This is a genomic window from Methanosphaera cuniculi, assembly GCF_003149675.1.
GTDB classification, from domain to species: domain Archaea; phylum Methanobacteriota; class Methanobacteria; order Methanobacteriales; family Methanobacteriaceae; genus Methanosphaera; species Methanosphaera cuniculi.
On sequence record NZ_LWMS01000042.1, the window covers coordinates 65,136 to 88,945 of the forward strand.

At 28.5% G+C, this 23,810-nt stretch carries 23 protein-coding genes; 11 read left to right on the forward strand and 12 right to left on the reverse strand.

What is annotated here, in order from left to right; all coding sequences use genetic code 11:
- Positions 1-216: 216 nt before the first annotated feature.
- From thsA to MSCUN_RS05920, 10 genes are all read right to left on the reverse strand, one after another.
- Positions 217-1,833 carry a thermosome subunit alpha gene (thsA, locus tag MSCUN_RS05875; protein WP_095608721.1) on the reverse strand — a complete coding sequence of 539 codons (1,617 nt, stop codon included), beginning with the start codon at positions 1,831-1,833 and terminating at the stop codon, positions 217-219.
- 388 nt (positions 1,834-2,221) lie between these two features.
- Entirely contained in the window at positions 2,222-5,485 is a 3,264-nt protein-coding gene (locus MSCUN_RS05880) for a coiled-coil domain-containing protein (RefSeq protein WP_109583007.1), read from the reverse strand.
- Positions 5,486-5,652: 167 nt separating this feature from the next.
- Complete coding sequence (locus MSCUN_RS05885; protein WP_095608723.1) at positions 5,653-6,114, reverse strand: phosphatase PAP2 family protein; 462 nt, start codon at positions 6,112-6,114, stop codon at positions 5,653-5,655.
- Positions 6,115-6,375: 261 nt separating this feature from the next.
- Positions 6,376-7,428, reverse strand: a complete 1,053-nt coding sequence (gene asd / locus MSCUN_RS05890; protein WP_095608724.1) for an aspartate-semialdehyde dehydrogenase — start codon at positions 7,426-7,428, stop codon at positions 6,376-6,378.
- Between the two features lie 46 nt (positions 7,429-7,474).
- Positions 7,475-8,299 (reverse strand): 4-hydroxy-tetrahydrodipicolinate reductase, encoded by an 825-nt coding sequence (gene dapB / locus MSCUN_RS05895; RefSeq protein WP_095608725.1) that lies wholly within the window; start codon positions 8,297-8,299, stop codon positions 7,475-7,477.
- A gap of 110 nt (positions 8,300-8,409) precedes the next feature.
- Entirely contained in the window at positions 8,410-9,303 is an 894-nt protein-coding gene (gene dapA / locus MSCUN_RS05900) for a 4-hydroxy-tetrahydrodipicolinate synthase (protein WP_095608770.1), read from the reverse strand.
- Positions 9,303-10,529, reverse strand: a complete 1,227-nt coding sequence (locus MSCUN_RS05905) for an aspartate kinase (protein ID WP_095608726.1) — start codon at positions 10,527-10,529, stop codon at positions 9,303-9,305. Before MSCUN_RS05905 ends, dapA begins: the two co-directional genes overlap by 1 nt.
- A 479-nt stretch (positions 10,530-11,008) precedes the next feature.
- A complete protein-coding gene (locus MSCUN_RS05910) occupies positions 11,009-11,191 on the reverse strand; it encodes a 30S ribosomal protein S17e (RefSeq protein ID WP_095608727.1) in 183 nt (60 codons plus the stop codon).
- 188 nt (positions 11,192-11,379) lie between these two features.
- Positions 11,380-11,667: a chorismate mutase gene (locus MSCUN_RS05915; protein ID WP_170104090.1), complete on the reverse strand. Its 288-nt coding sequence runs from the start codon at positions 11,665-11,667 to the stop codon at positions 11,380-11,382.
- A complete protein-coding gene (locus tag MSCUN_RS05920) occupies positions 11,660-12,592 on the reverse strand; it encodes a shikimate kinase (protein WP_245837646.1) in 933 nt (310 codons plus the stop codon). The genes MSCUN_RS05915 and MSCUN_RS05920 overlap by 8 nt, the downstream gene beginning before the upstream one ends.
- Positions 12,593-12,902: 310 nt before the next feature.
- Between MSCUN_RS05920 and MSCUN_RS05925 the strand changes: the two genes are divergently transcribed.
- From MSCUN_RS05925 to MSCUN_RS05950, 6 genes are all read left to right on the forward strand, one after another.
- On the forward strand, positions 12,903-13,160 hold the full coding sequence (locus tag MSCUN_RS05925; protein WP_095608730.1) for a thioredoxin family protein: 258 nt from the start codon (positions 12,903-12,905) through the stop codon (positions 13,158-13,160).
- 603 nt (positions 13,161-13,763) lie between these two features.
- A complete protein-coding gene (gene cbiD / locus MSCUN_RS05930) occupies positions 13,764-14,870 on the forward strand; it encodes a cobalt-precorrin-5B (C(1))-methyltransferase CbiD (protein WP_095608731.1) in 1,107 nt (368 codons plus the stop codon).
- A 64-nt stretch (positions 14,871-14,934) separates the two neighbouring features.
- Positions 14,935-16,014, forward strand: a complete 1,080-nt coding sequence (locus MSCUN_RS05935) for a glycosyltransferase family 4 protein (protein ID WP_095608732.1) — start codon at positions 14,935-14,937, stop codon at positions 16,012-16,014.
- Between the two features lie 110 nt (positions 16,015-16,124).
- The gene (locus MSCUN_RS05940) at positions 16,125-18,167 is read left to right on the forward strand and encodes a DEAD/DEAH box helicase (RefSeq protein ID WP_095608771.1); all 2,043 of its coding nucleotides are present in this window, start codon (positions 16,125-16,127) and stop codon (positions 18,165-18,167) included.
- Between the two features lie 168 nt (positions 18,168-18,335).
- Positions 18,336-18,818: a DUF2115 family protein gene (locus MSCUN_RS05945; RefSeq protein WP_170104092.1), complete on the forward strand. Its 483-nt coding sequence runs from the start codon at positions 18,336-18,338 to the stop codon at positions 18,816-18,818.
- 161 nt (positions 18,819-18,979) lie between these two features.
- The gene (locus MSCUN_RS05950; RefSeq protein ID WP_095608734.1) at positions 18,980-19,318 is read left to right on the forward strand and encodes a hypothetical protein; all 339 of its coding nucleotides are present in this window, start codon (positions 18,980-18,982) and stop codon (positions 19,316-19,318) included.
- Between the two features lie 145 nt (positions 19,319-19,463).
- Here MSCUN_RS05950 and MSCUN_RS05955 read toward each other — a convergent pair whose 3' ends face one another.
- Together MSCUN_RS05955 and MSCUN_RS05960 are read right to left on the reverse strand one after the other, a co-directional pair.
- Entirely contained in the window at positions 19,464-19,772 is a 309-nt protein-coding gene (locus MSCUN_RS05955) for a DUF2098 domain-containing protein (protein WP_095608735.1), read from the reverse strand.
- A gap of 87 nt (positions 19,773-19,859) precedes the next feature.
- A complete protein-coding gene (locus MSCUN_RS05960; protein ID WP_095608736.1) occupies positions 19,860-20,480 on the reverse strand; it encodes an L-threonylcarbamoyladenylate synthase in 621 nt (206 codons plus the stop codon).
- A gap of 215 nt (positions 20,481-20,695) precedes the next feature.
- Between MSCUN_RS05960 and pgsA the strand changes: the two genes are divergently transcribed.
- The 5 genes from pgsA to MSCUN_RS08415 all read left to right on the forward strand — a co-directional run bounded on the left by pgsA (position 20,696) and on the right by MSCUN_RS08415 (position 23,599).
- Entirely contained in the window at positions 20,696-21,271 is a 576-nt protein-coding gene (pgsA, locus tag MSCUN_RS05965; protein WP_095608737.1) for an archaetidylinositol phosphate synthase, read from the forward strand.
- A gap of 278 nt (positions 21,272-21,549) precedes the next feature.
- Positions 21,550-21,789: a DUF357 domain-containing protein gene (locus tag MSCUN_RS05970; protein WP_095608738.1), complete on the forward strand. Its 240-nt coding sequence runs from the start codon at positions 21,550-21,552 to the stop codon at positions 21,787-21,789.
- A gap of 64 nt (positions 21,790-21,853) precedes the next feature.
- Positions 21,854-23,095, forward strand: a complete 1,242-nt coding sequence (locus tag MSCUN_RS05975; RefSeq protein ID WP_170104094.1) for a BaiN/RdsA family NAD(P)/FAD-dependent oxidoreductase — start codon at positions 21,854-21,856, stop codon at positions 23,093-23,095.
- 4 nt (positions 23,096-23,099) lie between these two features.
- Positions 23,100-23,462 carry a class I SAM-dependent methyltransferase gene (locus MSCUN_RS08410; protein ID WP_245837647.1) on the forward strand — a complete coding sequence of 121 codons (363 nt, stop codon included), beginning with the start codon at positions 23,100-23,102 and terminating at the stop codon, positions 23,460-23,462.
- Positions 23,444-23,599, forward strand: a complete 156-nt coding sequence (locus tag MSCUN_RS08415; protein WP_245837648.1) for a hypothetical protein — start codon at positions 23,444-23,446, stop codon at positions 23,597-23,599. Before MSCUN_RS08410 ends, MSCUN_RS08415 begins: the two co-directional genes overlap by 19 nt.
- Positions 23,600-23,810 lie beyond the last annotated feature (211 nt).

The window sequence follows — 23,810 nt, forward strand, 5'->3', positions numbered from 1 at the left end:
ATTTATTAGAATTTAAAAATTAGAATTAGATATTTTTTTGGGAGATTATAAAGAATTTTTGTAAATTTAATTTCTTTTATATAAAAAAAATAGGATAGTAAAAAAAGATTACTATTCATCTATTTTTCTTAAGTATCGTCTGAGTATAAAGGTTTTATGTTCATCGACTACGTTATTTTTTTTATAAGTAATTTAACATTTATTCTATGAGCCTATTTACATAGGTGGCATTCCGCCCATTCCCATGTCAGGTGCTCCACCTTGAGCTGCCATTCCTTGGCTTGATGATGCGATTACATCGTCGATTCTTAGGATCATTTCTGCTGCTTCTGCTGCGGATTGGATAGCTTGTTTTTTAACTCTTTGTGGTTCAATTACTCCAGCTTCTTTCATGTCAGTTACTCCACCTTCAAATACGTTTAATCCCATATCTGCTGATTTTTCGTGAGCTGCTCTTAAGTCTACGAGTGAATCGATACTGTCTAATCCAGCATTTTCAGCTAATGTTCTTGGTACTACTTCTAATGCTTCTGCAAATGCATTTACTGCTAATTGTTCACGTCCGCTGATGGTTTCTGCGTAGTCTTTAAGTCCTTTTGCTAGTTCTACTTCTGGTGCTCCTCCACCAACAACTACTTTTCCATCTTCTACTGTGGATGCTACTACTCCTATTGCATCTTCTACTGCTCTTTCAATTTCATCTACTACGTGGCTGGTTGTACCTCTTAGTAAGAGTGTTACAGCTTTAGGGTCTTTGCAGTCTTTTACGAAGATCATATCGTCGCCTGATACTTTGTCTTCTTTTACAAGTCCTGCTTCTCCTAAGTCATCTGATGTTAGATCTTGGATGTTTGTTACGATTTTTGCACCAGTTGCTTTTGCAAGTTTTTCCATGTCGGATTTTTTAACTCTTCTTACAGCTAGAATTCCTGCTTTTGCTAGGTAGTGTTGTGCGAGGTCATCTATACCTTTTTGACAGAATAATACGTTTGCTCCTGCATCTGCAAGTTCGTCGATCATTTTTTTGATCATTGCTTCTTCTTGTTCGATGAATGCTTGCATTTGTGCTGGATCTGTGATTCTGATTTCAGCATCTACTTCTGTTTCTTTTACTTCTATTGCACTGTTTACAAGAGCGATTTTTGCGTCTGTTACTTCTGTTGGCATACCTGGGTGTACTCTTTCTTTATCTACTATTACACCTGATACGAGTTCTGAATCTTCAATTGCTGCTCCATCTTTAGATTCAATTTTTATTTGTTCTGAATCTACTTTACCGTCTTCTACTACTTGGTTTACTGCTCCTACGATGAGTTCTGCAAGTGGTTCACGTGCTTTTTCTGTTCCTTTTCCTGTCATTGCTGTCATTGCAACTTTCATTAAGGTGTCTTTGTCTGATGCATCAATTGAGATATCTTCTAGTATATCGATTGCTTTTTGTGCTGCTTGTCTGTATCCTAGTGCGATGATTGTTGGGTGGATTTCTTTGTCAAGTAAGTCTTCTGATTTTTTGAGGAGTTCTCCTGCGATGATTACTGCTGTTGTTGTTCCGTCTCCAACTTCGTCTTCTTGTGTTTTTGCTACTTCTACTAACATTTTTGCAGCTGGGTGTTCAATATCCATTTCTTTTAGGATTGTTACACCGTCATTTGTTACTACTACATCTCCAAGTCCGTCTACTAACATTTTGTCCATTCCTTTAGGACCTAATGTGGTTCTTACGGTTTCTGCTAATACTTTTCCTGCTAAAATGTTGTTTCTTTGTGCATCTCTACCTATGTTTCTGGTTGTTCCTTCAGGTAAGATGATTAATGGTTGTTGTTGTTGTGCCATATATATTACCTCTAATTATATTTTTTTAGATATTTTTTTGTTTTTTTTTATTAAAAGAATCTATTTTTTTGTATTATATGTTAAAAAATCCTTTTTTGTGTTTTTTATTAGTTTTATTAAAAAAAATTTTTTTTTATTTAATAATTTTTTTATTATTCAGTCTACTATATATTAGTGGGTTTGAATTAATATAAATACTTTACTATTTTTTTAGTAAAAATTAAAAATAAAATCAAAATAAACACATAAAATACAAAATTAAAGACTATAAAAAATATTTATTAAATTTAAACAAATATTATTAAAGTATAACTTAAAATAATTAATATAATTAAAAATAAAAAATAAGATTATAAAAAAAAGATAATTAAAAAGGGGGAGATTAAATCTATTCAACTACAGATGTTTCATGAAGTGGTATTTTTACCCATATGATTTTATCATCATCACGTGCTCTTTGATAGTATCCACGTTTTTCAAGAGCTTTAAGTGTTTTTGCAAAGTTTTCTTTCTTAAGTTGTTCAAATCCTAGATTTTCAAGGAATGAATAAAGTTCACTAGCACTCTGAGCATCAGGAAGTAGTTGATAAATTTGTGATTGGAAACTTGTAAGTCCAGGAAGTGGTTTTTCAACCATTACACTGAAATAGTTTTTATATTTATCAGCTTCCTCAAGTTGTGAATCCTTACTAAGAAGTTCATTATTAAGATCCTGAATCTTATATTGATATTGCTCATTTTCAGCACGGATTTTTTCATCAACTTTTATTTGACCTTCAAGATTTGCTATTTGTTTTTCATAGTCAGATTTTAGTTCTGATTTTTCAAGTTCTATATCATTAAGTCGAGTTTTAACATCATGTAACTCATCAATTTGACTATTACGTTCTTTAAGTAGTTGTTTATGATCCTCAAGATCACGATTTTTACGTTCAAGAAGATCTTTTAACTCTTCAACACGTTGTTTTTCATCATTAAGTGATGATGTAATATCATTAATTTTTGCATCCTGGGATTGTATTTGATCATTTACTGATGCTATTATACTATCTTTTTGACTTATTTCATTATTTAATGAGTCAAGTTCTTCAAGTTTTTCATTTGATTGTGATATTTCAGTTTTTAGTGTTGTAATTATTGTATTGTTATTATCAATTTGATTATTTAACTCTTCAATTTCATCAGATCTTAGTTTAAGTTTGTTTTCAAGTCTTTCAATATGTTTTTTAATATCATCAATAAGTTCATCTTTTTTATTTAAACTATCATCTTTTGAGGATATAATTGATTCAAGATGTGCATATTTTTCGGTGTTTTCATTATATTTTGTACGTATAATTTCAAGATCCTTATTAAGTGATGAGATATTTTCATTTAACTCTTCAATTTTATACTTTCTTTGTTCAAGTAATGATTTTAATTTTTCATTTTCTTGTTGTTGTATTTCACCAGTTTTTTGGTACTGATTTTTGAGTTTAAATATTTCATCTTCTTTTTCTTTAAGTGATTCTTTAGTTTTTTGTTGTTCAGCTACTACTTGATTGTTTGCTTGTTGGATTTTTTCTTGTAGTTCTTGGATATTATTTCTTAGATTTTTAATTGTGTTGTTTTTATCATCAATATCTGTTTTATTTGTATCTATCATCTTATTAAGTTGTGATATTTCAATGTCTTTTAGTTCAAGTTTTTGTGGTAGTGCTGCTATTTTATCGTTTTTATCTTGTATTGATTTTTGTAGGTTATTTATTTCCTCATCTGTATTTTTACGTAGATTGTGAATGTTTTCACGTAGTGATTTATTTTCTAATTCATGTTCTCGTATTAATGTATTTAGTGTTTTGTTTTCTGATTCATATTTAGATAGTTCTGTATTTTTTGTATCAAGAGTTGTTTGTAAGTATTGTAGTTCACTTTGCATTTTTTCATTTGAATTTGTATACTTTTTAAGTCCTTCATTTAATTCATCAATTTGACTTGTAGTTTTCTTATTTAACTCATTATAGTCAAGTTTAAGACGATCATACTCAGCATCTTTATCATATAACTCTTTTCGTACCTTATTTAGTTCTTCTGTTAAGTCATTTTGAGTATCAGCTGTTATATCTGTTGATTCTACTTTTACTTTAAGAGCTGATATTTCATCATCACGTTGTTTTAGTAAATCTTCAAGTTCTGATACTTTAGAATCTACTGCATCTTTATCTGATGTGAGTGATGTTATTTGAAGTTTTTTCTGTGATACATCTTCTTTAAGATCTGATATTTCTGATGAAATATTTTTATTAGTATTTGTTAAATCATCAAGTTTTGTTTCAAGTATTTTATATTCACTTGTTTTTTTATTTAGAGATGCTTGTAATTTTTCAATTTCATCATTTAATTTGCTAACATCTTCATCTGTAGTTTGTGTTGGTACTGGTGTTGTTGTATTAACTTCATTTTCAAGTGATGTAATTGTATTTTTCTGAGTTTGTATTTCTTCTTGTAGCTTTTTAATTTCATCATTTGCTTGTGTAAGTTTATCTTGTGCATCTTTCATATCTTGTTTTAGTTGAGCATCAGTGAATTCACCTGTAGTAGTATTTGAAGTTTTTAATTTGGCGTTTTCATTTTCTAATCCTTCAATTCTTATCTGGTTTATTCGAGCTTCATTTTGAAGTTGTTCATATTTTCCCCGTACTTCTATTAGTTCATTTGATTTCTGGGTGAAATCCTCAATAAGTGAATTTAATGTTGCAGTATTATCATTACCTGGTGTGATTGTTGGTTGTGCTTTGAGTTTTGTGTTTTCATCTTTAAGTTTTTGAATTTCATCATTTAATTCATTAATATCAACATCAAGTGTTGATTCATTAAGTGATTGTGTTGTATTTACTTCTTCGATTTGATCTTCTAGTTGTTCTATTTTTTCTTGATAATCCTTAATTATTGCATCTTTTTGTGTTAGTTGTTGTGTTATTTCATCATTATTTGAATGTATGAGATCTTCTTTTAGTTTATTATTTTCTTGTGTTAATTGTGCTATTTGTTGTTCTTGTTTTGAGGTTTGAAGAGTTAGCTGATTTTTAAGTCCTGGTATTTCTTTTAGTTCTTCTTTTTGTTTTTCAATCACACTTTTAAGTTGTGATATTTCAGTTTTAGATGAGGAAGAAGTTTTAAGTTCATCACGTTCTTCTGTAAGTTTTTGAATTTGTTCTTTTAGTTCATCTTCCTGCTTTTTATCTTCATCTTTGGTTTCTTTTAAATCCTCAATTAGGTCATTTTGTATTTCTATTTTTGATTGAAGATCTCGAATTTCTTTATCATATTCATCGAGTTTTAAGTCTTTTTCTTCATCATCTGTTATTTTATTGTCTAGTTCAAAGATTTTAAGATCTTTTTCTTTGAGTTTTGTATCTTTTTCTTGTATTTTTAGATTAAGTTCTTTTATCTCGTTTTCTTGTCCATCTACTTTATCTGATAATTCTGATATCCGGTTATGTAGTGTTGAGTTGTTTGATTTACTTTGAATTAAGACGTTTTTGACTACTTCATCTACTTGAATGTCTTTATATTCTTTGCTTAATTCTTTTTTTAACATGTTTATTTCTTTAAAACAAGATTTTACTAGTTCCCTTAATTCATCTGATTCCACATCATTTAAAAACGCCATAATGATCACTATTTAAAGTTCATAAATTTATTAAAATTATATATGATATTATATATTAACTAACATTTTTATTATAATTAACCCTTATAAAAAAAAGAATTCCAAAAAAAAAAATTATAAAATGAGGGAGATGAAAATATTTCATACAATATGTAATCTATTTTTCTTTACTTTGATATGATTTTATAACGAAGAAGTATATGATAACATACATATGAAATTATAAGTGCAAATATAAAACCACATATTACATCAGATGGATAATGTACACCAAGATATAATCGACTTATACCAACAACTAGTGGAATAAGCATGAAAAGAGCTGTGTGTTTATATTCACGTGAAAGACAATATGCAATTACAGTAGCTGTTGCAGTATGTCCTGATGGAAATGAAAGATTAGACTCATGATTTAAAACAATTAAAGATGTAATTTCAGTATATGGTCTTGGTCTTGCAATAATTAGTTTTATAATTTCAATACAACCTGCTGTTATAATTAGTGTAATAAATAATAAAATTCCAGCATTACACATACGTTTATCATTATGATATCGTCCAATAATATAAAGTATAACAGCTAAAATAACTCCTAGATACATCCATCCCATCATAGTTACAAGTTGCATGAAAAAATCAAGAACTCCTGTATGATATGATAAATTAAAGAATTTAAGAATTGATACATCAATTAAATAAAGACTTAAAATAAAAAATCAATCCTCCTATTTAAGTTAATTAAAAAAAAATTACTATTCTTTTTTTTAGTTCTATAATAATACTTTAAAATATAGAAATTATTTATACTAATTTATTAAAAAAAAGAGATGCTAGTTAAAATTTTTGATATGAAAAAAAAAGATTAGGGTGGAGAAATTATTTTATACTTTTTATAAGTATAATTTAGAAATTAATTGTGCATTAAGAATAGATGCTCCTGCTGCTCCTCGTATTGTATTATGTCCTACAAGTGTGTATTTAAAACTATTATCAAATACATCAGGACGTATTCGTCCTACAGATACACTCATTCCATGTCCAGCATCACGATCCATACGTGGTTGTGGTCTATCTTCTTCTTTTCGTACAATTACAGGTTGTTCTGGTGCAAAAGATAAGTTTTCTTCTTGTGGAAGTCCACGGAATTCACTTAATGTCTCTTGGATATCTTCTACTGTTACATCATCATCTTCAAATTCTATTGATACAGATTCTGTATGACCATCAATTACACCTACTCTGTTACATGATGCACTTAGTGGGAAGTTTGCTTTTTGTACAACTCCACCATCACGTTCACCTAGAAGATGAAGTGTTTCAGATTGCATTTTTTCCTCTTCAGATCCAATATATGGTATTACATTATCTAATATTCCCATTGATGGTACACCATTATATCCTGCTCCACTTACAGCTTGCATTGTAGTAACTCCTACACGTTTGAAGTTATATTTATCAAATAGTGGTTTTAATGTTAATGTTAATGCAATTGTTGAACAGTTTGGATTTGTTACAATACAACCATCCCATCCATTGATATCTTTTTGTAATTCCATCATTTCAAGGTGTTCTGGATTTACTTCTGGTATTACAAGTGGTATATTTTCTTTCATACGATTTACACTTGCATTTGATGCTACAATGAATTTTTCAGCAAATGCAGCTTCTACAGGTTCAGCTAATCCTGCTGGAAGTGATGCAAATACAAAGTCCACATCATCTGCTACTTCATTTGGATCTGTATTTACAATTTTCATATCCCGTACTTCTTCAGGTATTGGAGTTGTTTGATGCCAGTTTACAGCATCTTCATATCTTTTTCCTGCAGATCTTTCTGATGCTGCTATATTTACAATATTAAAATCTGGTATCTGAGATAATAGTTGGATAAATCTTTGTCCTACCATCCCAGTTGCACCAAGTACACATACATTATTTACCATGTTAATTACACATCTCCCCAAATTATTATAATTTAAAATTTTTAATCTAGTTTAAATCTAGTACATCTTTCATGTCAGCTACAGGTTTATCTTGTTTACTTACCAGGTAGTTTATTGCTCTTATTACTCCATTTACAAATGCTTGTCTTGTGGATGCACGGTGTATTACTTCTATTCTTTCACCATCACCTGCAAACATTACTGTATGATCACCTACAATGTCTCCTCCACGTATAGCATGTATTCCTATTTCATTTTCTGGTCGTTTTCCTACCATTCCTTCACGACCATAGCATGCATTTTCTTTTAGTGATAAGTTTAGATTTTCAGCTACAACTTCTGCTGCTCTTATTGCTGTTCCTGATGGTGCATCTTGTTTGTTGTGGTGGTGTGCTTCAATAATTTCAACATCATAGTCTTCACCTAGTATTTTTGCTACTTGTCCTACAATTTCAAAAAATACATTTACACCTGTTGCCATGTTTGGTGAGATAACTGCTTTAATTCCATTATCTTCTATTGCAACGTTCATTTCTGCTAGTTGTTCATCACTTATTCCAGTTGTTCCTACAACTACATTTACTTTGTTTTGAGCACATGTTTTAACTGTTGTTACTGCTGCTTGTGCAATTGTAAAATCAACTAGTACATCTGGTTTATATTCTTGAAGTCCATCTGCAAGATCTTCTGATGCTATTATTGGAACTCCCATTTTTCCAAGTCCTATTTGCTCACCAAGATCTTTACCAGCTAAAGGTGATGCTGGCATTTCTATACCTAGTACTACTTCCATGTTATCTTGTTGTTGTACAGTTTTTACAATTTTAGATCCCATATTTCCTGCACAACCAGTTACTGCTACTCGTATCATATTTTTTTGTCTCCTTATATTTTTTTTTAGTATTAAATTTTTATTTTTCTTTATTTGATTCCTACTTTTTTTTATATTCAAAAAAAAGAAGTACTATTTTATCCTTTTTTTTATTCAATTAGGTTGTATTCTTTTAGTACTTCTTGTAATATCACGTCATTTGCTTCACTTATTGGATTTATTGGCATACGTAGTCCACCCACATCCATTCCCATGAGATTTAATGCTCTTTTTGTTGGTGCTGGGCTTGCTTCAATGAATAGTACATCCATAAGATCAAATAAGTAGTTTGATAATTCCTGTGAACGAACATAATCTGCATCTAATGCTGAGTTTACCATGTCTGACATTTCAGTTGGCATTACATTTGCTGCTACACTTATTACTCCTCGTGCTCCTTGTGCAATCATTGGTAGGGTGAGTGAATCATTTCCAGATAGTACTGTGAAGTCAGTTATTTCCTCTTTTTTGAGGCAATTAAATACATTAGCTAACTTATTTAAGTCTGGATTTGCTTCTTTAATTGCTATTATATCATCAAGCTGAGCTAGTTTTATGATTGTATCAACAGATAGATCTACTCCAGTTCTTGATGGTACATTGTATGCTATTATTGGTACATTAGTTGCATCATCAAGTAGTTTGTAATGATCATATAATCCACTTTGTTGTGGTTTATTATAGTATGGTGTGATTACTAAAGCTGCATCAGCTCCTGCATCTTCCACATATTTTACAAGACCAAGTGCTTCTGATGTTGCATTACTTCCTGCACCTGCTATTGTTGTTACACGTCCATTTGCTTGATCTACCATTATGTCTATTACTTTTTGGTGTTCATCATGGCTCATTGTTGCAGATTCACCTGTAGTTCCTGCTGCTACAATTCCATCTACTCCATGATCTATTAGAAAGTCTATAAAGTTTCTATATTTTTCTTCATCTATGTTATTATCTTGATCAAATGGTGTGATCATTGCAACGTGTGTTCCATCTAAACTTATCATTCTAATGTCTCCTTAACTAAGTTATATGCTCGTTCTCCATCTTCCCAGTCTACAAATATTACAACTGATGTTTGACTGGATGATAATTCGACTATATTTATATTTTCTTCATGTAATGGTTTGGTTATGTTTGATATAATGCCTGGTGTATCTATAAACTCATGACTTACTAGTGATACCATGGCTATTTTTTGTCCTAGAGATATTGAACTTAACATATCTCCATTTATTACAAGATCATGTAGTATTTCATGTGCTTTAAGAGCATCATCATACTTGAAAAATAGTGTTATTGAACTTTCACCTGTTGATATGCCATATATTGTTAGGTTATGTTCATTTACACGTTCTGTGATACTTGATAGTATTCCTGGCTTGTTCATCAGATCTTCGCCTACTACAGCAAGTACTGCTAGTTGTTCATCGAGTTTTGTTATTGTTATTACATCTTCTTCTGGGTATGCTGGGCCTATAATATCAGTCCCCTGTACTCTTAAGTCTCCGTATTCGAAGCTTATTATTTTTGCTTTTATTGATGGATCTTTGTATCGTAGTGCATTTGGGTGTAGTACTTGTGCTCCATAGTTTGCAAGATCTATCATTTCTTCTACTGTAATTTTATCAAGTTTTCGTGCTGTGTTTAGTTTTCGTGGATCTGTTGACATTACACCTTTTACATCTGTAACTATTACAACTTCATCTGCTCCTATACATTGACCAAGAAGGAATGCTGATACATCACTTCCTCCACGTCCTAGTGTTGTAACATTTCCATCAAGATCACGACCTAAGAATCCACAGACTACTGGTATTATTCCTTGATCTAGTAGTTTTTCTATGTATGTTAGTACTTTTTCTTCTGTTTTTTCTTTGTCAATCTTGGCTTCTAGGTAGTTGCTATCTGTAATTACTGGCCATTTCTCGGAGAATGGATCTATGTATTCGGCTTTTACACCTAAAGATTCAATGGTTGCTGCCATTATTCTTACACTTTGCATCTCTCCCATTGAAAGAATTCCTGCAAGTTGCTTTTCTGTTACAAGTTTTCCCATTGAGTCTTGTACAAGCTTTATTGATTCATCTGTTGTCTTGTTTATTGCAGATACTACAACTATTACCTTGTTTCCCTGCATGTATTCATTTACTACTGATTTTGCTGCTTTTTGTATTCTCTCTCCGGTTCCAACCGAAGTTCCTCCAAATTTTGCCACAACTATCGCCATAGAGTCACCCTTATTTTTTTTAATAAAAATTTATATTACTTTTTTTTTAATTGTATTTTTTTTTACAAATTTTAATTCATTTATTTTTTTGTTTTTTTGATACAATTTATTATTTTTAAAGTTACTGTGTTTTTTTTTAGTTTAATTTATTTTTTTGGATTATTAAAAAAAAATATAAAAAAAAATATTCTATTATAATATATATTTGAATTGTATATTTATTAAAATTTTATAAAACTAAACTTAATGATAATGAAAAAAGAAGTAGTTATCTCTAATATAAAAGGTAATTTTACTAAAAATTGTTTTATAATGTAATTATGTATTTAGAAAATTATCATATAAGTAATTGTAAAAAAAAAGTTGTTTATTATTATTTAAAATTTTATATTAAAAAAAAGGTAAATTAAAAAAATAATAATAAGTGTTTATTAATTCACTTATATATTTTTAAAAAAGTTATCAAAAAAGAAATATGCTTATTGATCCATTAAGTGGGTTGCATATCCTGCAATTTGGTTTCTTAAGTGTTTTGTTGATACGGTTGAGTATTCAGCTACAACTTGTTTGTTGTTTTCAAAGTCGTTGTTGAATTTATCTCCGTGTTCTTCTAATAATTCTTTTGCTGTTCTTTTTACAAATGTGGTTCTTATATTTCCCATAATCATTCCTCCAATGTATAGTAATTTTTTTTTAAATGTTTTATTTTTATTATTAATAATTCTTCCCAAAAAAAAAATATTTTTTTTATATTTAAAACCTTTTATTTTTTAGTTTTTATAAAAAAAAAAGGTAGAAGTTTGGGATTTCTTCTAAAAAAAAATAATTAACGTTAATTTCTTTTATTTTTTTATAAATATTTTTTCTGCTCATTTTTGCTTATTGTTGCAAGTAAATCAAATATTTCAAGAACTAAGTTTTCATCAATATTTATTTCATCAAGCATACTTTTAAGCTTCTTATGTATAGCTTCTTCTCTTTGTGCATCAAATAAGTCCATTCCCAGGGCTTTTTTTGATGTTATTATATCTTGAGCTAGTGATGTTCTTTCAACTATTAAATCTAGTATTTGTTTATCGAGTATATCTATTTTGTCTCGAGAATCTTTTAATAATTGTTCTGCTTGTTGTTTATTCAAAATTATCCTCACCTATTACCACAGATCCCTCATTATCAAGTTCTGTTTCAATTAATCGTCCTGGATATTTAGAAAGTGCACTTTTAATTTCTACAATATCTTTTTGATTATCTACTAATATAGAATAAGCTGACCCAGTTCCTGATAATCCTGCAGCTTTAGCCCCTGCTTTAAGAGCATCTAATGCAACTTGAGTATCTAAATTTAATGCAGTAGAATAAAGTAAGCCATTTAATGTTAGAGCTTTTTCAATATTTTTATCTAATGCATGCGAAAATGCGATTTCCACAAGTGGTGCTAAAATTTTCATATTTTCAACATCACACTGTGCAGTATATGAAGATTTGTCTGGTATATATATTAAAACTTTCGAATATTTATGAGGATAATCTGCAATAATTTCACGTTTCATATTATCTGTAATCTTCCAACCACCATAAAATGAAGCAGAAGCATCATCATATGCACCAGTAATAGAAACACCAACATTAAGAGATGCTTCAATACCAATATTAATAATATCCTCATCTGATATACCAACATCATCAACTGTTAAACCAGCTTCATCTAGAAGTGTTAGTAAAGTTGCATATACAACAGAATTTGAAGCAGCACTACTACTTGATAAGCCTGAACCTGGTGGAATATCAGATTTAGTTTCAACTTTTAATGTTATATTTTTAAGATTAAAATCTTTACATTCACATAATCGTTCATATACAAGTTTTACACATTCATCAATTAATGATACATCCATATCAGGATCATCAAGACTCATACATATACATTCAATATCATAATCAGAATTACGATTTATTATATTAACATCTGCTGTAACATATAACTTAATACCATATGCTGACCCTCGACCAATACTAATAGCATTAATCACAGTAGCAGATGCTGGAGATCGTACCTTTACCATTATCTTATATTTCCTTTCAAATTTATTTTAATTCAATTATTAATATTATTTTAAATTATGTTAAAAACCTATTAATATAACTTAACTAAAACACAAATAACACAAAATAAAATCAAAGATAATTTAAAAAAATGTAAAAAAAACTAAAAAATAAAACTACTAACATAAACTAAAAACATTAAATTATTCAAAGTATATATAAACAACATACAAACAATTATGTAAATAAGTAAATAAAAGTTAAAGATTCTAAAAAAAATATAGAGCCAACATTAATTTACTAAAAATATACAAAGGAGAAATGATTACAATGACAGTAAAATTAGAAGTATTCACATCACAAACATGCCCATACTGTCCTATGGCAGTAGAAGTAGCAGAAGAAGCTAAAAAACAATTAGGTGACAAAATAGACTTTGAACACTATGATGTAGCAGAACACATGGATTTAGTACAAAAATACCAAATAATGTCAGTACCAACCATCATCATAGATGGAGAAGTAGCATTTGTAGGAGCACCATCAGCACAAGAACTAATTTCAAAACTAGAACAAAAAATTAACTAAACATTTTTTTTAGTTGAAATCAAATAAAAAAAAAGAGATTAGATTATTATATTTTTTTTATCTATTCTACAATAAAGAAAATTAAATATTTTCTAAATATTTTTTTTTGGAAAAAAACTGAGGAAAAAAAACACATTATAGGATAATCTATGAAGTTTAAAATAGAATTTTATTAGACCACATACAAAAAAAAATTCTATTACCTTTTAACTTTCAAATTTATTCGATTATTAACATTACTTCTCTTTTTTTCCAAGAAAAAAATCTATTTCTTTTTAATTAAAAAAACCATTACTTATTTTTTAAAAAAAAATTCCATAAATTTTATTTAAAATTACTATAAAATCATTGTGAATTTAATTTATATTATAATTTTTTCATCCTAAATTTAGTTATTTTTATAAAAATCTGTTAAAAAGATTTATACTATTTATAAAATAATAAGAATTTTACTATTTTTCTCTCTTTTAATATTTCACATACCATTTTATAAAAAAAATAGAAGTTAAATAATTTAATAAAATCAACATATATTAATAATATAATAATTCTAAAAAAAATGATGAAAAAAAATAAGATAGATTCTGGAAGGATAGATTAAAAATGGAAGCTCATAAAAACTCAAAAGATAAATCAGGAATAACCACAGGAAGTGTAGCAACAGCAGCAAGTCTCGCAGCACTACTAACAATAGAAGATAATAACCCAGAATATGTGGAAATACAAACACCAACAACCAAAGTAAAGGTTAAAATAGAAAAAACCCAAAAAATAGACACAAAAACAGCAAAAGCAACAGTAGAAAAACCAAACTATGATGATCCAGATATAACTCGAGGAATTGAAATAATATCACAAGTAACACTAAATGATGAAGATGGTATTGTGACAATTAAAGGAGGAAAAGGTGTAGGACTCATCACAAAACCAGGACTTCAAATACCAGTAGGAGAACATGCAATAAATCCAGTACCACGTGATATGATAAAAACTAACCTTAAAAGATACTTACCAAAAGGATGTGGAGCTACAGTTACAATCATAATACCAGAAGGTGAAAAACTAGCACCAAAAACCATGAATCCACGCCTTGGAATAGTTGAAGGAATATCAGTACTAGGAACCACAGGAATAGCACGTCCAATGTCACTAAAAGCATATAAAGATTCACTACGAGTACAACTTGATGTTGCAGTTTCAAATGGATATCATGACCTACTTTTTGTACCAGGAAATATAGGAACACGTATTGCACAAGAAAAACTCATCATAGACCCAGACCAGATAATAGAAATGAGTAATTATGTAGGATACATGCTAGATGAAGCTGAAAAACTTAAAGAAATAAAATCAATAACACTCTTTGGACATGCAGGAAAACTAATAAAAATTGCAGCAGGAATATTTAACACAAAACAATCAGAAACAGATGCTAGACGTGAAATTATGACATGTTATGCAGCTTTATGTGGTGCAAATCAAAGTACAATACATGAAATCTTTGAATGTATAACAACTGAAGATGTAATTAAAATACTAGATAAAAATAATCTCACAGATAAAGTATTTGAAATGATAGCAGATGAAATAGTAAATCTTTGTGAACTTAAATATGATATGAAATTCTATGTAACAATTGTAAAAATGAATGGTGATATACTAACACCAAAACATGCACATTTAATACCATTTACATGGAAAGAAAACTAAAAAAAATAAGACATATTTTATTTTATTATTAATAAGAAGTTATTAGGAGTGTGATTTGAGTATTATGAATATATGTATTATTGGACAATATCCACCAACTCTTGGAGGAGTTGCAACATATACAAAAAATCTACATGACACACTAAAAAAACAGGGACATAACGTATATATCCTAACATATAAACAAGATAATACTACATCTGATGATAATATCTTCTATGTTGATAATATTAACATACCTCTAATACGTGGTTTTAGCTTTATTATTAAGGGATATTTTATGTTAAATAAAATCATTGATAAATATGACATTGATATTATCCATGCAAACTACCTTATGCCACCAGGAATAATTGCTGCATTAAAACATAAAAGTAACGTTAAAATCATACAAACAGCTCATGGATCTGACATAAATATACTATCTAAAAACAAGTTAACACGACCACTGATAAAATATGCACTAAAACATTCAGATGAAGTATATTTTGTAAGCGAAAAACTAAAACAACAAGCATTAACATTAGATATTAAAGATCTTAATACAAAATCACATGTAATTGAAAACACAGTAAACATAGACAAATTTAAGCCAATAGATGAAAATAATAAAACTCTAAAAAACCATTATAAAAGTCCAATTGTCATGTTTATAGGAAATCTAGTAAAACAAAAAGGACTAAACTTTCTACTTGAAGCTAAAAAACTATCAAAAACACACTACACACTCCTAATATATGGAGATGGACCACTAAAAGATGAACTACAAAACAAAATTAAACATGAAAAAATACAAGATGTACATCTTATGGGAAAAACCACTACACCTGAACATATAATACCAGAATCTGACATCATGGTACTTTCATCAATATCAGAAGGAGCAAGCATTGTAGCACTCGAATCAATGGCATGTGCAAAACCATTAATATCAACAGATACAGGAAACATAAAAAATGTGATAAAAAACAATCATGATGGAATAATAATACCACCAAAAAATCCACAAAAACTAGCAGAATCAATAGACATACTAATTACAGATAAAAATAAAAGACAAAAGATGGGAGAAAATGCACGCTTAAAAGTTAAAGAAAAATACTCAAAAATGCAAATACCATACCTGGAAAATGGAATAAATTAGAATAAACATAGAAAAAATAAATAACTAATACAGATTATATACTAAGAAAAAATTAATAGTGAGGAGTTGAACTAGTTTTGGCACAAATTGATACAAAAACTGAGGAGATAATGAAAAAAGCATATCCTTTCATCAAAGAGTACAACCCTGCACAACAAGCAGTGATAAACTCAGGATACCTAGAATGTGATGAAAACTACATAATATCAATACCAACAGCATCCGGAAAAACAGTACTAGGAGTACTAGCAGCACTAAAAGTACTACAGCAAGGTGGAAAAATAATATATGCAGTACCACTAATATCACTACAAAATGAAAAATACAAGGAATTTAAAGTATTTGAACAATTCGGATATAAAGTTGGAAAAACACCACGAAACTCAGATATAGCAGTAATGGTATTTGAATCATTTGACATAGCAACACGCCAAGCTAACATAATAAATGATGTGGATCTTGTAATAATAGATGAATTTCACATGATTGGAGATTATTCACGTGGTCCTACAATTGAATGTGCAATAACCAGAATGCGTGAAAACAACCCATCAACACGACTAATAGCTCTAAGTGCAACACTAAAAAATATGGATGAACTTGCAAACTGGCTTGATGCAACAGTAGTTACACATGACTTTAGACCTGTACCACTAAATAAGGAAGTACTATGTACAGAAGAATTTCAAACAAAAGATAAAAACAACATAGTATTTAAAATACTAAATGACTCCCTAAATGATTCAAGTCAAATGCTAACATTTGTATCAACTAGACGCTTCACAGAATCACTAGCTAAGAAGATGGCAGATAAAATCTCAAAAAAATTACCAGATGATAAAAAAGAAACATTTAACATAATAGCTGAGAAGATTCTTGATGTACAAAGAAAACGTAACAACCAACCAACAGAGGTATGTTACATGCTAGCAGACTGTGTACGAAATGGTGTAGCATTCCACCATGCAGGACTATTTGATAGACAAAAAGAAATAATAGAAGATGAATTTAAAAATGGAAATCTTCTAATGATTACAGCAACACCAAGTTTAATGTATGGAGTAAATCTTCCATCTAAAAATGTTGTAATACGTGATTATAACCGCTGGACTGATCAGGGACAAATGCCAATACCAGTATTTGACTTTGAACAAATGGCAGGACGTGCAGGAAGACCAGGATATGATACAGAAGGAAATGCATATCTTATTGCAAAAAGTCTTGATGAAGCATATAATCTTGATGAATTCTACCTACATGGTGATATAGAACAAACTACATCAAAACTAATAGATAACAATGATGCAGTACTAAAACAGATCATAACTCAAGTATCAAGTGGATTTGCAAATAATCTTGAGGATTTAATAGGATTTTTTAATAAGACATTTTATGCATACCAGATTCAAAATTCCTATAATGACATGGGATTTAACTTTAATGATGAAACAATTAAATATGAGATATCAACAGCAATAGAATACCTAATTGAAAATGGAATAATACGTCTTACACCATCAGGATTTCAAACAACACCATTTGGAATACTTATTTCACGTAATAATTACTCAGTAAAAATAGCAATAAGACTAAAAGATTACATAAAACATATGGGCGATGAATTTAATGCTGGTAGTGTAATATATGAAATATCCTCAACTAAAGCAGTACCTAAAATTAACACAAAATATCGTGCAAACAAGGATAATATCCGAGAAGTACTAGGACGAAATAATGTATTCATAGCTCAAGTATCAAATAATGAAGCAACAGCTGCAAGTCTAATTGAATGGATAAATGAAAGACGCGAAAATGAAATTGAAAACTATCTTAAAGTATATGCAGCAAGTACAAGACGCTCAAGCTATGAAGCATCAAATCTTGTGAAGTTCATGCGTGATATTTGTGATGTACTAGGATTTTATACTTATACAAATGATCTTGACATTCTTTCAGCACGACTTTATTATGGTGTTAAAAAAGAATTAATACCACTTGTAATGGGTGTTAAACGTCTAGGACGACAACGTGCAAGAAGTCTTGTTGATGTATTTGGTGATGATCTATCACATGTAAGTCATGATGAACTTACAAAGGTAGATGGAATTGGTGATAAAATAGCAACAAAAATTGTTGAATTCTACAAACAATAAGACAATATAATAAAAAAGGAGGAGGGTGTGTGTTATAAAACAAACAACATTAAAAGATAACTACTACTCTCCTTTTATTTTTGTTTTAAGTTTATTTATATTAAAAAAAAAGAAGAAAGAAAAAATTTTATAAAATTTTTTTTTATTTTTATGATAGGTGAAATAATTATGCAGAAAGTTTACAATAAAATGCCTCTTAACACATTAAATGAATTATTAAAAGAAGAAGTTAAAGATATATCTCTTGATGAGCTTCATGATTTATCAGTACATTTTAATGAAGAAACAAAATATCTTCCACGAGAATATAAAAAAGACTACACAGAATCAGTTATTAAAGTAATAGTAAGCAGATTTGCAACATTAAAAAGTAGTAGAGTAAAATATGAAGGAAAATTATCTGAAAAAGATGCAGAAAATATAAATGAACTACTTGAAAAATCAAATGATCGAATAGAATACATCTTAAACATAATAGCTATATATACAACATACCTACGTAAACGACCAATACATCTTCCTGGTACGGTATTTCCTGGTCTAGTTACAATTTATTCTGATGGTAAGGACTACTACTGTCCTGTTAAAAAGTTCCATGTTGATAATCCTAATGCAATATGTCGTTATTGTATCTCAAAAACAACAGACTAGAAAAATTGTAATAAAGTTTATATTAAATTAACTTACAACTAATAAAACAGTCAAAAAAAAAGGAAGAGTAAAAAAAAATTCCATATTTTTTTTATTCATAAAAAAAAATCAAATAAGAACTCAATCTAAAAAAAAAGGAAAATATAGTGGGGAATTCACTGATGCCAAAAAATAACATAATATTAGATCTAAAACAAAGAAAACGTCAAAAAGAACAAAAAGCTAAAGATGAAAAAAGAAAAATCGAACAATTAGCTAAAAGTAAAAAATACTCAACAGAAGTACTAGTAGCAAGCTCACCACTGGGTGAAGTATATCATGATCTTTTTAATAAAAAAGACCGTATGGATGCAAAAATGCAAAGTGATATTAATCGTACCACAAATGACATAGATACATTACTATATAAACTTAATAAAAAAATAGAAAACAAAACTAGTCTAGTTGACTATAAAATAAGTCAAAAAGAAGAACAAATTAAAGAAAGACTAAAATACTAAAAAAAAATATACTTAACCTTCCATCTTTTTTTTATATCTTTTTTTTAGATGAAAAAAAAATAATATTAAAAATTTTTTCTAATCTAATTTTAAAAAAAAAGTAGAATTTTAAGGTGGGAAATTATAAGACTAAAAATTAATAGTCTTATCCTCCTCCTACAGCATCATCACTTAATTCACTAGGCATTGCTTTATCTAGTTGATCTTTAAGTCTTTCTTCTGTATCAATTTCTGATTCATCACGTTCTTCTTCAATTTTCTTATACTTTTTATCTGTTACTTGAAGATAATCTGTATTATACCATAGACGTGTTAGTTCATCATATTGTAATAATACCCATGTTTCTCCATCTTTTTCTTCCATATCTAGAACTTCACCTATTGTTCCTGTGGTTGGATATATTACATATGTTCCTACTTTTATTTCGCGTCCCTGTTTATCTTTAACTACCATTATAACTTCATTCCTCCTAGCACATTTATTTACATATATTTTTTTATGTAGTGTATTGATATAAAATTAAAAATATTATTTTATTTTTTAGTATAATTTTATTTCTAGAATCTTTTCTATATTATTATCTGTTTTTGCTTCTCTTATTATTTTAGGATATTGTTGTGTTAGATCTATTATTGTTGATGGTGTATTATCAGCCATTACTCCTGTATCTATGTATGTTGTTATTTTATCTTTGAGTTGTCTTTGTATATCTATTATATTATCTGGTGTTGGCTTATGTGTTATATTTGCACTTGTTGTGGTTATTGGAAAATCTCGTGTTAGTTTATATGTTATTTGATTATCTGGTATTCTTATTCCAACAGTTGTCATGTGTGCTGTTATCATATCATTTATTATTGGTTTTTTATTAAGTAATATGGTGTAAGATCCTGGTAATAGTTTTTTTAGTATTTTATTTATCTTTGGATTTGTGTATGCTATTTCATCTATTTGTCGTCTGTTATGTACTATTATTGATAGTGGTTTATTTACTGATCTTTGTTTTACATAGAATGTTTTTCGTATTGCCTGAGCATTAAAGATATTTGCACCTATTCCATAGATTGTATCTGTTGGATATACAATTATTTTACCATCATGCATTTGTGTGATAATTTCATCTATCTGTGCATCTGTTGGATTTTCTATTATTTCTGCCATAAAATTCTCCTTTAACTTCCTTTAATTATTATTTTTTTTATAGAATAAATAAAAAAAAATGTGAGTTTCTAATATCCCTCTGAAAAATATATATTTGTATTTATAAGATTCTATTTTTTTATAACTAAAAAATATTTAATAGAATTTATTCTATGTTTTTTTTATCTTTTTTTCTAATAATTATTATATAATCAATATGTATAAATATATAAAATATGATAAATGATAAACTCAGACCACAAGCTAATGAAATCACAGCAATAATTGGTTCTAAACTTAATATTAATCCTGATATTATAACACTTCTTGGATTATTTATTAGTATTCTTGCTGGTGTATTTTTTGCATCAGGTAATCTTATTGCTGGTGTTATTTTTATCCTAATAAGTGGAGCATGTGATGTAATAGATGGATCTATAGCTCGTACTCATAATCGTAAAACACGCTTTGGCGGATTTTTAGACTCAGTATGTGACCGATTTGCAGATGCTGCTATTCTTATAGGATTAATTTATAGTGGTTATATTGATGCAATACTTGGAGCTCTTGCAATACATTCATCAATGACTGTAAGTTATGTTAGAGCACGTGCTGAAAATGAGAAAATAAGATGTAGTGTTGGTATTGCAGAACGTGCAGAACGTCTTCTTATCATCGTTATTGGTGCAACACTCGCATCACTCATGGGAGGATCACATAATATTATGTTTGCAGCAATAGCAATCCTCACAGTACTAAGCTATATAACAGTACTTCAGAGAGTATATCATACCTGGATTAATTTATACTAGAAAAAAAGATGATATATGTAGTGGAAATTATTTTTTTTTTTCATCTACCTACCACCTTTTTTTTATACTATTTTTAGTATAAATTAACACTCTTTAACTTTTTTTTTATTAAAAAAATTTTAATTATTCCTTTTTTTTAACAGCATAAATTTAATAATCAAACCATATTTTTTTTAAATTTCTTATTTTACTATTATATTATAAATTTACAAATAATAAAAAAAATAAACTATAATCATATTATATAAAATTATAACAAAAGGGGATTTTATTTTTATATGAAACCTGAAGAACGTATAGATAAAGATCTAAGAATATTTGAAGAAAACATACAACCTGTTGATGAACTTAACTTAACAGATAAAGAAGTACTTGTAAAAGATATGGCAAAACGCTACTATGAAGATACAAAGTATTACCTGAAAATTGGTGATTCACTCACATCTTTTGCATGTATAGCATATGCACATGGATTACTTGATTCAATAAGAATAATGTATAACCTAAATGAAGAATAAAAAAAAAGATAATTTTACACTTTATTTTTACTTAAAAAAAAATAGCATAGGAGATAAATTTTTGATGAAAACATATAACACAGCAATCATAGGAGCAGGAGCAAGTGGAATACTCTCAGCAATATATCTTAATGATCCTGAAAGCATACTTATTGAAAAAAACACAACAATTGGTAAAAAAATTCTAATAACAGGTGGAGGACGATGTAATATAACTAATACCTCACCACTTCAAGAATATATCAAAAAATATCAATACACAGGAAACTTCTATCGAAGTGCATTTAAAACATTCTTCTATGAAGATATAATACAACTATTAAATGATAATGGATGTACAACCAAAATTGAAGATAAAGTAAAAATCTTCCCAACAACAGATAAAGCAAAAACAGTACATGACACACTAGATAAAATACTAGAAACTAAAACACCACAATTACTTAATGCAAATGTAACAGATATTATACAAAATCATGATAAAACATTTACAATAACAATCAATAACAACAAGAAAATAAAAGCACATAATGTTATTTTAGCAACAGGATCAGATGCATACCCACAAACCGGATCAAATGGAGATGGACTACGTTTTGCAATAAAACTAGGACATAGCAAACCTGAAATAAAACTTGCAGGTCTTGCTCCCATAAATTTCAAAGAAACATGGATAAACAAACTAGCTGGAATATCATTAGATGCAAAAATAGACTTTAAAGTAGGAAAAAAAAGCCTCATAAAAATAGAAGGTTCAATACTCTTCACACACAATGGACTATCAGGTAATGAAATATATGATGCAAGTAGCTATGTTGACATACAACTAAAAAATGGAAAAACAATAATAGCACATGTTGATTTTATACCAGACATATCATATGATGAACTACTATCTAAAATGCAAAAAGACTTTGATGAACATCCAAACTGGGGAATAAAACGATATATTCATGAATTTTTACCAGGAAAAATGACATCAGTATTTTTAGAACATATGCAAATAGATGAAACCACAATACTAAATCAAATAACACGAAAACAAAGAAATAAACTATGTGAGGAGCTTAAAAATAACCAATTAACAGTAAAAGAAATACCAGAAAACCTTGCCTTAGTACGAAATAGTGGAATAAAACAAAAAGAAATAGATCCAAACACTTGTGAATCAAAAATAGTTAAAAACCTCTACATAGTAGGAGAACTAATTGAAGGAAGTGGAATGTGTGGAGGCTTTAATCTACAAAAAGCATACTCAACAGGAGTACTAGCAGCAGAATCAATAAAAAAACAACAGGAGTATTAAGTAATTGATAAAAATAAGCTATGAAAGATCTGACTATCAACAAGATATGATAGATAATATAAAACTACTAGATAACGTAGTAGAGCTAGGATGTCATATAGGAACATCAACTAAGATAATATCAAATCTTGCACAAGATGGTAGTGTGTATGCATATGATAATAGTCCTGAAAGTATACAAGCTATGAATAAACTTAATATAGAATATAAAAATATCATATTTAAAAAAGCAGATGTACGTGATAAACAAGTAATATATGATCAAGCATCAAAAGATGATAAAATAGATGTATTATGTGTAGATCTTGGAGGAGGATATCATCCTGATACTGTATTTAAGGTATTTTCATGTGGTCATCAATACTAAAACCACGCCTTAGTCTAATACGAAATAGAGGATTAATGGATTTTGTTAACTCATCAACCACAGATGATAATATAACATCAGATGAAGGATATCTTACATCATCAGCACATGCAATTACACCAAAACAATTTAGATAAAAAAATAATATTATGATTATTTTTTTAATAGAGTAATAAAATTAAAATATTAACAAAAAAATAAATAATAAATATAATCTAGTCTATTTAATAAAAAAATAAATTTTTATTAAAAAATAATAAAAAAAATGTAAAATTTACAAAACAAGATACATTTTTTAATTTTTTTTCACTATAATAAAAAAAAAGAACAATATAAGATTAAATATAA